The organism is Chitinophaga sp. NPDC101104, assembly GCF_050277495.1.
In the GTDB taxonomy this organism is placed as follows: Bacteria; Bacteroidota; Bacteroidia; order Chitinophagales; family Chitinophagaceae; genus Chitinophaga.
Window position 1 is genome coordinate 2731878 of the sequence record NZ_JBNNSF010000001.1, and the last position, 12954, is coordinate 2744831.

9 protein-coding genes are annotated in these 12954 nt (G+C 45.2%); all 9 read right to left on the bottom strand.

Translation table 11 applies throughout. The features are described 5' to 3' along the window. Positions 1–5493: an N-6 DNA methylase gene (locus ACQKLP_RS10945; RefSeq protein WP_427322797.1), complete on the bottom strand. Its 5493-nt coding sequence runs from the start codon at positions 5491–5493 to the stop codon at positions 1–3. A gap of 6 nt (positions 5494–5499) precedes the next feature. After that, positions 5500–5946: a hypothetical protein gene (locus ACQKLP_RS10950; RefSeq protein WP_427322798.1), complete on the bottom strand. Its 447-nt coding sequence runs from the start codon at positions 5944–5946 to the stop codon at positions 5500–5502. A 149-nt stretch (positions 5947–6095) separates the two neighbouring features. Continuing rightward, positions 6096–6443 carry a DUF4134 domain-containing protein gene (locus ACQKLP_RS10955; protein ID WP_427322799.1) on the bottom strand — a complete coding sequence of 116 codons (348 nt, stop codon included), beginning with the start codon at positions 6441–6443 and terminating at the stop codon, positions 6096–6098. Between the two features lie 189 nt (positions 6444–6632). Then, positions 6633–7139 carry a hypothetical protein gene (locus tag ACQKLP_RS10960; protein WP_427322800.1) on the bottom strand — a complete coding sequence of 169 codons (507 nt, stop codon included), beginning with the start codon at positions 7137–7139 and terminating at the stop codon, positions 6633–6635. A gap of 89 nt (positions 7140–7228) precedes the next feature. Then, the gene (locus ACQKLP_RS10965; RefSeq protein WP_427322801.1) at positions 7229–8038 is read right to left on the bottom strand and encodes an RteC domain-containing protein; all 810 of its coding nucleotides are present in this window, start codon (positions 8036–8038) and stop codon (positions 7229–7231) included. Between the two features lie 102 nt (positions 8039–8140). Next, positions 8141–9286, bottom strand: coding sequence for a hypothetical protein (locus ACQKLP_RS10970; protein WP_427322802.1), 1146 nt, complete (start codon positions 9284–9286; stop codon positions 8141–8143). Positions 9287–9449: 163 nt separating this feature from the next. Then, positions 9450–10757 (bottom strand): type IV secretory system conjugative DNA transfer family protein, encoded by a 1308-nt coding sequence (locus ACQKLP_RS10975; RefSeq protein WP_427324363.1) that lies wholly within the window; start codon positions 10755–10757, stop codon positions 9450–9452. A gap of 80 nt (positions 10758–10837) precedes the next feature. Next, entirely contained in the window at positions 10838–11473 is a 636-nt protein-coding gene (locus tag ACQKLP_RS10980) for a YWFCY domain-containing protein (protein WP_427322803.1), read from the bottom strand. Between the two features lie 38 nt (positions 11474–11511). Next, entirely contained in the window at positions 11512–12948 is a 1437-nt protein-coding gene (locus ACQKLP_RS10985) for a relaxase/mobilization nuclease domain-containing protein (protein WP_427322804.1), read from the bottom strand. Between the last annotated feature and the right edge of the window lie 6 nt (positions 12949–12954).

Genomic DNA, 12954 nt, shown 5'->3' on the forward strand with positions numbered 1-12954 from the left:
TTATTGGCGGCCCCGCGAGGGGCGGTAAGATGAAAGCACGCGTGGGTGGGGAGTAGCTTGCGTTCTGTTTGCTGGTATTAACCGGATTGTCATTGGAGGGCTTTCCGGTGTTATTATTGCAGGTGGCGAATTTTTCTGAGGCGTATTGGGTGGGGGCTGTTCCTTTGGTCCATCGCGCGGAAGGCTTTTTTCTGTAGTGGCAATCTCCGCTGCAAGGGTCTTTACCGTACTTCGGAGATTTTCTATTTCCTGATCATGATCGAACTTTCGCTCGCATACTGATTTTAAGGCCGCTATTTTCTCTTTGTATGAATCGAGTTGGCGTGTTTGGCGCTGAAGATTTTCTTCTATGGAATCGAGCGCAAACAGAAAATGCCTTGCCTGCATAGAAAGGTTAGGTGTTGATTCCAATTGTCCGCGATTATAGCTATACGTAATATTGGACAATGGGCTCTTGGCCATTAATTTCCTCTCTCCATTTTTTGCTGTATGAAAATATAGATCAAAACCGCACTGGGTGCCGATTTTATTGAAGGTTTCGACTCCATTGACGATAACAGGATCGTTAAGAAGGCTGCCAAGAAACAGTGCAACTTTTTCCGGATCGTTTGAGCAACCCGTTAGACAGATGTTATTTATCCGGGAACGTTGATTGTCGTACTGGATATTACTCTTATATAGTTGAAGGTCGCCTTCAAGAAAAGCAATTGTTTTGTTGCATGTGTCAATTCTCTCCTGGACGAATTTTGACTCCATCCGGGCTTGTGCTACTTCTTGAAGGAATGCGGCACGAAGGGTTTCCAGTTTCCGAATCCGGCCTTCTGCTACTGATTTTTGCAATAACCTGTTATCCCCGGATACAATGGCCAGGAACTCGGCAAATCTGGCGCCGGAGCTTTCGTCAATCGCCCCTTCATCGAAAGAACGATCCACTATTTGTCCGCTTCTTGCCTGGTGGATGACGATGGCCTTGTTCTTGAGAACATTAAATTTATATGCATCCAGTGATCGTGAAACTGCGAGAATTATAAAGGGGATGGTGTTGTTGAAATGTTGCTTTGCTACCCAGTTTCCAGGGCGCGCGCCGCGAGTACATCGTTGGTCGAGATCAGGGGGGCGCCATGGAATGTCGAGGTTGTAAATGGCGACCATCCGCTGCTGGATGTTTACGCCAGTTCCGCCCTTAACGGTTGAGCCGATTACAACACGATAAACTCCGTCATTTACCTGCTTTTCATATTTCAGCCGTTGATGGGCAGGCCAGTCGTGAACAAAAGTGATTTCTTCTGCGGGTATATCATAATTGTTGATCAGTGTGTCTTTGAGGTCTTGGTATACATTAAATCCTTTGGTGGCCGGAGTTCCAATGTCGCACATTACTAGTTGCACACCTTTGTACGGAGTGGATACTGCGTATTTTTCGGCGATCATTTTGGCGGCTATATTGATTTTATTACCGGGATCTTCTTTGTAATGCGGCGAAATAAGCCGCATGTCCAGACTCATCTTCTGAGCGAGATTCGTCGCAATGAGCATCCGGGCTTTCACCTGGTCGGCTGACAGGTAGGGAAGTCCTACCAGTGAGGGATCGCCGCCTTTTGCGAAAAGGATGAGATTTTGGATGTATGTTTCCTGGTCCGGCGTAGGAGCGATCTCTACCAATTGTTCTATGGCCAGGGGTCTATCCAGTCCGATCATTTCAGCGGATTGGTAATCTGCGATTTCGCTATAGAATTTGCAGAGTTCCGGTAGCTTTATGAAATAACGGAAACGTTCCTTGGCTTTGATGTTGCCGGCTACCGTGAATTCAAAATCGACGGTTTTCTGTGTAAAGATCGCGGCCCATGCGTCGAAATTATCCATGCGTGCAGCTTTCAGGGCGCGGGGTCTGAGGTACTTGAAAATCAAGTACATTTCGGTCAGGGAATTAGAGATGGGAGTGCCGCTGAGAAAAGTCGCGCACAGGTCTTTATTGTGGATGCTTTGCAGGTAGCGAATGGCGTATAAAAGGTTCAGGGCTTTCTGTGATCCTGCAGGATTGCCAAGGCCGGCAGCGCCAGAATGCCGGGTGGTAAACAAGAGGTTTTTGAAATGATGGGATTCATCAACAAAAAGATAATCGAACCCAAGTTCGTCGAATGAATAGGGGTCTTTGTTCTTCTCCATGTCGCTCTGGATAGATCTTAACCTGGCTAAAAGGTTGAGCTGTCGTAGAATAGCACCTTTTTTCATCCTGGTCGTAACCTCACGGCCTAATTGTTCAATCAAATCGATTTCTTCCTGGATATCATCCAATTCTTTTTTAATGATGTCTTCCTGAATGTTGAGAGGTGTTTTGATTTTGAGAAACTGGTCATGGGTAAGGATGATACAGTCCCAGTCATTGTGCTTGATGCTGTTGAAAATAGCAGTACGCTTGACAGGCGTGAAGTCGTCTTTTCCGGGATAAAGCATTCGGGCATTCGGGTACGCCTTTCGGTAAGTTTCTGCAATGGCGGGCACTGCGTCTTTAAGGCTGATGATAAGTGGTTTTCTAATCAATCCCATCCTGCGCATCTCATAGGAGGCGACAATAGCGATAAGTGTTTTTCCGGAACCCATATCGTGATCCATCAGGCCGCCGTGATCTTCTATAATTCGCCAGATGCCATCCCGCTGGTTGGTCCGCAGCTCACGAATATTGAGGGCTGCGTAGTCCAGGTCCGGGAATGTCAGGTGGCTCCCGTCGTATTTTCGTAGTACTGAATTATTGAACTTCTCGTTGTAAATGTTTTCCAGTGCTTCCTTTTCCGCGTTTGGAATTTGGGTTATCCAACCGGAAAAATGTTTTCTCATCGCATCTATTTTTTCCTCACCTAATAGGTTGGCTTCTACGTCAGGAACACGGTGGGTTACGCCATTTTCTTCCACTTCGATGGTGAAGTGCGGTGTCGTATTTTCCAGGGCATGTTCCATCAGGATGTGTCCGTTTATCGTAGTTCCATCTTTGGATGTGATAGAGTATATCTCGGTAATTGTTGGTGTTTTTGAACTGGGCTGAACCACGAAGCGATCTGTGCTCGCTAAGTAATTCACGGTAGTCGGCGTGTTGAAATATTCCGAGACGAATTGTGAGTAATATTTCATTGGTATCCATCTCTCACCGAGATTAAAGTCAAGAAGCTCGAATGGGATTGGAGCGGGAAGTACGTTGGTGATTGCCTCCAGGCTATCTTTCAGGTAGTTGTTTTCTGGTTCATTTTCAAGAGCCGATAGCACAACGGCCCGCTTTTCGACCACGTTTCCACTGAGATAGCGAGATGCTGTATGCCAGTTCATGGAAGCCGGATCAAGGAAGATTTTCCCTTTCAACGCAGCCAGGCACTCATCGGTAGTTAAGTTGCACATTTTGGAAATGGCATCAATATCAACTTTGCCCTTTTCTTGCAGCGTAAATGCCAATGCAGAAATGGGGTCATTCAACGTAATGTCGAGGTTTTGGGCATTCAACAACGGCCGGTCGAACAAGTCGCTGGTGGTATATCCATTTTCTGTCTTTCTCTCGATGGCTGTTATACTGATAAATCCGAGACCCTGGTCGAATTCCAGGATTCTTTTTCTGTTTATTGCCAGGTTTATCTGTCCGTGGTTCTGAACAAATTGTCCGTATGCGAAGACAAGTGCTGCCCGAAGGTCGGGCTGTGGCTCTTGTTGGTTTTTCTCATGTTCAAATAGCAGATGAAAGGCATCACGAAGCGTTACATATCCGTGTAGGAACTGGCGCTCTTTTTCTGAAATTAAAAGAGGGTTGAAAAACCCCGTCCGTTTTACAGCGTCCAGATCAGTCACCGTTCCGGCCTTTCCTTCCTGAAAAAGTAAGGTGTCAGGTTTATAGAAGGGTGGAAGACTTTGTAGGGTCTTTCTGTGTTCGTATTGGAAAATGTCCTTGAACGTCTGATCGCCAATAAACCTGTATTGATGGTCGTATTGGCCTAATTGGTTCTTTACTGTCTGAAGCGCAGGAAGCATCGCGGCTCCGGTTATCCATCCTTTAGGTGTTTTGATGCCTTCGGCGTTGGCTACTATTTTATAGATGAATTGTTTGGTAGCGCCTGTTCTGCCTTTTAATACTACAATGGTATCATGATCGGGGTCGTCCTCAGTTTGGATCGTACCGATGATAGTAACAGTTTGGCTGTCTATGTTTTTTTCATCTTTAGGGGAAATGTAGGATAGTGCTTTAGAATTATGTTCCTCAGTAGCATTATCGAAGAGGCCTAGTTGGATATTGTTTTTTTGTTCCGGAATTGGGGGCGGTGGCAGTTTTGCCAATACTTGTTTTTTGCCGCTGGCTGTATTCTTTTGCAGTGGCTGCCGTTCATCAATTGCATAGTCAAAGTTATCGGAAATTTGGACTTTTAGAATATCCTTAAGCGGTGTAGTAATCGTTTCAATATGGCCAGAGTAGTTTAGCTGCAACGAAGGTTTTCCATAGAGATTAGTTGCGTATTTCCTTTCAGATGCCAGGCATAGCTCCGGGTGATTATGAATGAATTTGTTTTGAAAGAAGTCGCCGATTGGACTTGGAATTGAAATAGCTGTGGAAAGTTCCTCCTCCTGTTCAGATAGTTGTTGTTTTTGGGATCTTTTTTGAAGCAAAAGCAGATGCGTTCCAACGGAGGTGCCGCTGTGGTCTTCCATCAGGTTGTGCGGAAGGCCTGCAACAGCTACGAAGTCCGATTCCATAAACACCTGCCGGCGGGCCTTTTCGTTGCCGGGTGCATGTAAAAAGGCTTCAGTAACCAGGAAAGCGATTATCCCACCCTCACGGACAAGTTGCAGCGTTTTTCCGAAGTAATAAAGATGAATGCGGGATTTAAAAACCTCCGCCACTTCCGGATCAAATATGCGTAATGCACCAAATGGAATGTTGGTAGCGGCAAGATCATATCTTTCAAAATCACCTGATGAAATTTGTTCCAAACCTGAAATAAGAACCATGCCTTGTTTTTGCCATGTTGTGGCATATGCTTTCAGGATAAATCCGGTTAACAGATCCTTTTCTATGGCTGTGTATGATTTAAGGGATGGAAGGTGTTCGATGGCTTCTGTAATAAAAATCCCGTTCCCGGCCGCTGGGTCGAGCAAGTTTTCCGGTTTGATGTTTGTTTCATCTAGCGCCTCGTAAATCGCTCTTGGGATGGAAGCTGGAGTATAGAAAGCAGTAAGCACGCTGTTTTTTATGCTTTCAATGACTTTTTCGGATTTGGAAGGGAATTGCTCACCGATGAGCTGATAGAGTTCTGAAAGTGCAGATTCAATTTTGGGATTAGATGAGGCTTGTCCGGAATTTGGATCAGGTATTGATAATATGGAATTAATGCCGCCAAAGCCACTGTAATACGACAGGGAGGTGATCATTTCTTTATCGGGCTGGGTACCGGACATAATTTGCCCTGCTACTTTAATAGCTTCGATATTATCCTTTATGGTATGGAGTTCCCTGAAAGACATAAATAACTAAATCGTTAGTTGATAGCTTGGGATTCGATAGGATCGGATGAGTTCGAGTAATTGATTTGTGAGTTCAGGGTGGGGCTCGCTGTCAGCGTCAATTGGGAATTGCGACCATAGCGGTACCGATAAATGAAGGATGTTCATGATTTCATAGCGGGCGATACCGCCATCTACGAGTGCTTTATGCCATACGGAAAAGTGTGTACAAAGCAATGTTTCCACATAGTCGAATGCGCTGGCGCCGAACAGGTGAAGCAGTGTTTCCCGGACTAGCTCAAGGCCAACGGATATATCTTGTCCTTCAGTAGCCAGATACCAGTTACCCCAAATCATCTCACTCATCCTTTGCAGGTAGGAGGTGTATTCTCCAGACAGCTGCATTTCAAGCAGTTTTTCTGGATAATGATCAGTCATCCGGCGGTGGATAATTTGAGTAAGCGTTGCTTTCATGGTGTTTGGTTTGTTTGGCTATGACTGGTGGTGCTTGTCCAAGGCACCGCCAGTCTAATAGCCGTCAGCAGATTTAAAATGCTGCAGATGTAGATACATCCGCAGGTTGCATGTGACTGTCCGTATAGGTGGGTATGGAAGAATGAGTCCTAAAGGAAAAATCCACGAAGGATTGCAGAGACAACGATCAGGAAGATGCAGCTGCCAAGCCATGCGCTGGCTACCTTGCCTGTGTCCTGGTCGCCGGAGTTGAATTTTCCGAAGACCTTTACCGCACCGACAATGCCGACGATGGCCCCGATTGCATACATTAGTTTTGTGCCGTGATCGAAGTATTTTTTCACTTCTGTAGTGGCGTTCATCAGGCCTTGTTCACCACTTTGAGCAAAGGCCGTAATTGTCAGAAGTGATAACAGTAATGTATAACCGAATAATTGAGCAAAAAAAATTAGTTGCCGGTTTCTGGGTTCGCTTTTATGTTGGAAGTTCGTTTTCATCGGAGAGAGTTTAGGTAGTGGCATGAGGTGGTTGCCTGCCACATACCCCACGTAGTGGCGCTGACGAAAAGCGGTAGCTTTCGCCATGGGCAACCATGCTCATGCACTTATTTTGAATGGATATCTGATCTTCGTTTGGGAGGCGGATGGTTCGCAGAAGCTGTCAGGTATCGAGAAATGTTTGACAGATTATTGTTTCGCGATCCAGAGTTGGTCTAATTCCTGATCTGTGAGTGAAATACCGAGCTCTTTTAGAGCGATCTTTGATAGAAAGTTGTGGATAGCTGTGCGAAAGGGTACGACTTGAAGGGTCGTATATTCGAGGAACAATGGATGAAGGGCCGCAATTAATGTTTCTTTTTCCGGTTCATATTTTTGTTCAGTAACAATATCTTCAATGTACTGTAACATTTTTTCCATCAAGGAGAATTCGCTTTCTTCCTCTTCTTCATTTTCCTCTTCGAGGTCAGCGGACATCGCTACGTTGTCCCTGTAATCGTTCGACACCTGTTCGTCGGTAGGGTGTTGCATCTTTTGGTCCGCAACAGACCAAACCCGTTTGGTGCCGGCTGGCGGCGGTGGGCCTTTTCCAAGGATGTTTTCCCTGTATGTCCAGGCAATCCAGATTATGCTGCCAATTCCCGATATAAGTGCGAATTGCATCCAGGTGATTGATGAAAGAATGAGTGCTGTCATAAGAATGATTTAATGCGATTGATTACATTGCAAAAATGCATTCGCGGAGAGCCGATTTTTACCACTTCTCACCACATGGAGAAAATAAATTATAGCGCGTTTTCATCGTCTTCCTCCATCCGTCGTAGCAGAGCTGCTTTCAGGCTGTCGATAAATGGAGTCCGGCTTTTTTTTCTGATCCGGGCATGTTCATATGCCTTGTAGATATTGCCGATTGAAACATTGAAAACCTTTTCGAAGTACAGTTTAAGTTTATTTATTTCCTGTCTTCCCGCTCCAAATACGCCGGCTTCATTGAGTGCATAGATCAATTCTGTGATGGCGGCAATGGAGCCTATCCATTGAATGGGGGATGTGGGATTGTCATTGGGGGCATTTTGTAAAAGGTGGCAGTTTATCCAATTTGAAATGATGTGGCCAGTAATGAAATTACAATACTGAAGGGAGTATTCCTTCAGCGGAAGGAATGGTGCCAGGCATACCGGAATGGATGTCGGAAAGCTGCCGCCAGGGGCATATGGGTGGAAGTGGCTTTCATCGCTATCACACTTACATAGACTGAAGTATAGGTAGGCTTCGTGATTGCACAATCGGTATTGCTGGGCTTCCGCACTAATATTCATAAGGTATTCTTTGCGGGTAGCGAGGTGTGGGGGTGGCATGAATACTAGAATGTCAATCGCTTGTTTAGCGGCAAGATATTTTGCGATGGTGTAGGGGAGTGTGGTTTTGTAGTATTGAATTTGCTCCTGAACATTGGCAGGGTCTGGGCGATCCGTTTGAAGTTGAAGTAGTTCTGATTCTGCTTGCTGGAGATAATGCTGCAGTCTTTGTGGATCTGCTCCGGGGAGATCGGAATTTCGTAGTGAATCGCTGAACAGAATATTATCTGAAAGCATAGGATGTCATTTCATGCAAAAAGCATAAAATGAACGCCGATACAGCGGGGACCGGGTACCGGTACCCCCTGTGGAGTTGGTAATCAGCAAGCTACAGGCTCCTTACTTGGAGCGTAGCCAGTTAATGAGCTCTAATAATTTCTTTATAAGTGATACGATCGTCTCAGGTTTATATCGATATGCATTGGACCGTACACTTTCCTTTGAAACACTTTCTGCTTGAATTGTCGAAAAGAATCGTGATATCTGTAGGGTAAGGTGGTTAAAGTTCTTATCCTCGATCAGGTCCAGTTCTGACATGCCAAGAAATAAAAGGCTGGTTTCGGCAACACTCAATTTAAGGCGGATCTTATCAACGTTACTGCCGGACGGCAATGCGTTAATTAGTTGGAGATATTTTATTTCTTCGGTTACATACAGTTGAAGCGAGTATTGTGCTGATTGCATCGGCGCTTCAAAGAGTGCTTTGCCTGGTACGGGAATTATCCTGCGGAGTTCCATTTCATACCAGCTAAGATTAGTAATCTTTTCAATTATGGAGTCGCTTCCGAATTTTTCTTCCAATTTTCCGTTGCAGTAGGCAACGTACCTGGGATAATTGAAATTGTAAGTAATCAATTTAATGTGTAAACGGTAATTGATTGTTGTGCCTGGATAGTCTTCTTTTACGCCCTGTAGGACTTCCAGTAGCTCTTCCAGATATTCCAGGAGGCGAAAACTAACCGGTTTGCCGGGCTTCAAGAGATTGTTAATGGCGGACTGAATGATTTCTATTATTGGGCGACAGTGCTCGTCCAGCAAGGGGATTAGTTCGGAGAGAGCTTTAGACTTACTGCGTATTCTAAGCCTTGCAGGAAGGTAAGTTGATAGCGGTGCTGCATTGTTCTTACTGATCATTCCCGGAGCCAGTACCCCGATGATCCATATTAATTCTTCGATTTGACTGGAGAGTTTTTTGCAGAACCGTATCTGAGCTTTCCTGACCGGGGAATCACCACTTCGTATTGCTGAGGCATATAAGCTATAGAGAATGGTGCATATTCGGTTGATCCCCGCCGAGATGGCGCTACAATTAATTTGCCATGTATTGGCAGTAACACCCGAGAGTGCCTTGGTGATGTATTCTTTTAAATCTTTGAAGTCCTCCGCAAGTGTATCTGCGAACGTTTCCGTTGCAGATGCCTCTGATGATGGGTAGCGAAGCTGAGCTTGCAGCATCTCACTCATGAGTACCAGCTTTTCTATCATAAGTAGGATTTTATTTCGATAGGTTTCGTATTGGGCGGGGTGCGGATTTACAGAGGGTATTAAAAATTACGAAAAATTATAACGTTTTCCGAAAAAAGTAGCCCAATCCTGCCGTTCTTTACTGGCGCAGGACGAAAAACTATAGTTATCAATGAGATAGGTATCAGGTACTTTTTCCGGGTTCTTCATCTATTATCAGCAGATGTGCCAGGTCTGGATCGGATTTTATACGTTCAATGGTAGTGGTGACAATTTCTACGATATCATTTTTGATGGTGATATAGTTGTTGTGGATATCCAGGGCGCTCACGTCGCGGATTTTTGGTAGTGGTTTGTAGCTATCGGATTCAGCTTTTATGGCGGCATGGTCATTTTGGATCATGCAATGAAAAGCTTTGTATTCTATTACTTCATCCGGATTGTCGGCCACCAGGCCGGCAACTTCACCGCTGGTAAGCATGGATATCCGGGAGGAGGGGACGGCATAATCAAGTTGTGTGTTGCGCGAAAAGGAGGTGTCCGTTCGATTAATGGAAACACTTTCTCGCTCCTGAACAATTTTGCCAATTCGCTCAGAAACCAACTTAGCCGTATCGCCAGTACTTTGTCCTGATATGATGTTTCCGCAGATGGATGTGATCACCTCTGCCTGTTCCCTTCCATAGTCTTTACGCAGTTGTTCCACAGACTGAACAGCAATACTCACTGAAACCAAATTTGACCTGGCGGTAGCAATACAGGTATCAAGTGGGCAGTATATTGTGGGGTACTCATCGAAAATAAGTGCGGACTTTAGCTGATCCTTTCTGTTGACCAATTTGAGCATTCGGTTTACATACAGCGATAGAACAGCTCCATATGTCTGAATCTTCAGAGGGTTGTTTCCGCAGCAGATGACTTTCGGATCGTCCGGGTTATTTAGATCCAGGGTGAAATCGTCGCCGCTCAATACATAATAAAGCTGGGGGGACGAAAGCCGAGCGAGGCCGATCTTGGCCGAAGCGATCTGCCCTTCGAGCTGCTCCATAGCTCGGTTAAGATATGCCGTTAGAAACGGCGAGAGATAGGTCGTTAGCGTTTCTACCGTCCCAAGTATTGGGAATAAATCCCGGTAGTCAACGGAAAGAAGTTCTATTACATGAGGAAGTGAGCAAAATTTTCCTCCTTCATATTCTCGCAGAAACCATATAACAGCGGTAAGGAAGTTAATTGGCGATTCCACAAAGAAATCCCCAACTTTCGTGGACCATTGACGGTTAAGTCCCATGAGGATACTACGGCTCGATTCCGCCGCATCGGTGATGTCGGTCATCATTCGAGGGTCAAGGGGATTACAGCGATGGCTGTGGGAGAGATCGTCGAAGTTAATTACATAGAATGCGGGTACTTTTTTGTACTTGTCTTTATTTTTTAATAGTGTATTATAAACGATGATGGATAGGTCCGGCAACTTGAAGTCATAACAAAACATGGTGTAACCTTTCTCGATGCTTTGCGTGATAACATGCCGTACCACGAAGTAGCTCTTTCCTTATTTCTTCTCTTTTTCCATCACCTGGACCCGGGCACGCCCGTTATGAGCAGTGCCCGGAATGGGTTGATAACGTTAATGAACGACCGCCTGATTTTTCCTTTCCATCGGAATGTGGCGGGAATGTTGATGGAGAATTCATTGTCGCGGAGTTTTTCGTCCTGTGGGAAGGATTCATTTTCCAGATTGAAGATATCCTTTCGAAGCCGGATCTTCACAAGCCGGCTTAACCTGGCAGCTCCGCTAAGTGCCAGCAAAAATCCTGTAATGGTGAATAGGATATACCATACAGCTGCCGGCAGTACAGGTATGGTTAGGTAGGTAATTAATGTAGATCCGAAAAATAGGGTACATCCTCCAATTAGTAAGGCGACCACTGATCCTTTGTTGATTTTCTCATCCTTTTTCCCTTTGTTGCCGAGTACAGACAAGGAAAGTAGTACCAGAATAAAAAGTTTGGAGATGTGAATGTTGTTGATTACGGCGTGTTTGGAAAATCCAGCTAATAATTTGTCGGATATTTCTGCGGTCAGGCCGAGCTGATGGAATGCTCCGTAGCAAAATAGGTAACAATGGGTGCCTAGCAATATGATGCTGGCCTTTCGGATAAGATCGGTTGCCTGCCGGAGCCCTTGTTCGTTTTCTCCAGTGTTCATACGATTGGGTTTATTGGGTTATACAATGCAGGTGGGGGTTATCTGCGCTTCTTTCTCTTTTTCTTCCTGGCTTCTTCCAGGAGTTCCCGTGGGGCGGAGTAATGGGGGTAAACCGGGTCGAATAGACTTAAATGTGCGTCTGTTATTTTATCAAACAGGCTAGTAAATTCGTTGGATAGTGCTTTTGCTGTTTCAGTTATGAATGTTATCCTTGGATTGGGCGACGATATTTGGTTATTGAGGGATTTTTCTAAATCCGACAGCCATCTGGAAACTGCTGCCGGCAAATCCGCGTAGGAATCTTTCGGAAGGGATGCGTGTCCTGCCTTGAATTTTGCATACTTTTTGCCGGGATCTATTACTATCCGAATGCCATTTTTCTTCCAGGCGCGCAGAATAGTTTCGGGCCTTTTTGAAAAATCGGTTTGCTTCAGGACTTGCTGAATAAACAGGTAGTTGTATTGCTTGTGCTGCGTCGTTGAAGAGGTGATTTTTTCAAGGATAGCTCTGGCACTATATCCTTTTTTGTTCAGATCACTCCCATTAAAAACGCATCGGGTAAGGTTGTCGATGAAAGTAATGCCGAACGGGAGACCATCTTTCGTGAAATGAAATTTGACATTCACCTTTGCATTTTCCAATAATTGTGCAAATTGATCCCGGTCTTTTGCGGCTGCAAGCGCGTCGTCGATCACCCTAATGAGCCTGGCCTTATACTTAACCCGACGCTCCTTTTTGGTTTGATACATCTCGGCAAGTCGTGGTTTTGTCGGCTTTGTATAGATGATGCTGGCTTTTACGGGCCGGCCGATTTTTGCTCCATATTTATCCAGCAATCCAAAAATAAGACCTCCTGTTTTTTCAAGTTTCGATCCCATATCGCCGCCGTCCGCATAGACATTGAATTGCTCCAGAATAGCGTTGAGCTCCTGCAGGCTGGTGAATTGGTAACTACGAACAACTTCCCTGACTATGTTACTGATCCTTGTTTTTGTTTCGGAATGTCCATATTCGATGTCGGGTATCTCCAGGGCGGAAATTGGCAGCATCCCGTCCAGGTTTCTGCCTGATGCCCGGATAAGCCCAAATTCATTTTCCAGTTCCATTCGAGCGGGTTCCGATTTTCGCTGGTTTATCCATTGCGTGTTGATCCTGGTCCCATCGTAGCGTATGTTGGTAGTGACGATATGAACATGCGGATGGTGTGTGTCGAAATGTCGATAGAGCAGAAATGGCTGGTCGCCAAATCCTATTTTTTCCATATAGCGGGAGGCGATCTCCCGTAACATTTCATCCGTCAGCCGGTCCTTTTCAGATGGATGAAAGTTTAGGCTAATATGAAGTGCATTTTTCTCAGTGATTTGATTTCTGCTGGTTATATCGAGGAGGAAGCGTTCTTTTTCAAGCGCGCTAAGTCCTGTATCGTTCCAGCCGATCCCATTCGCTGACAAGCAAAGGGCTTTTTGTTCCTGCACTTTACA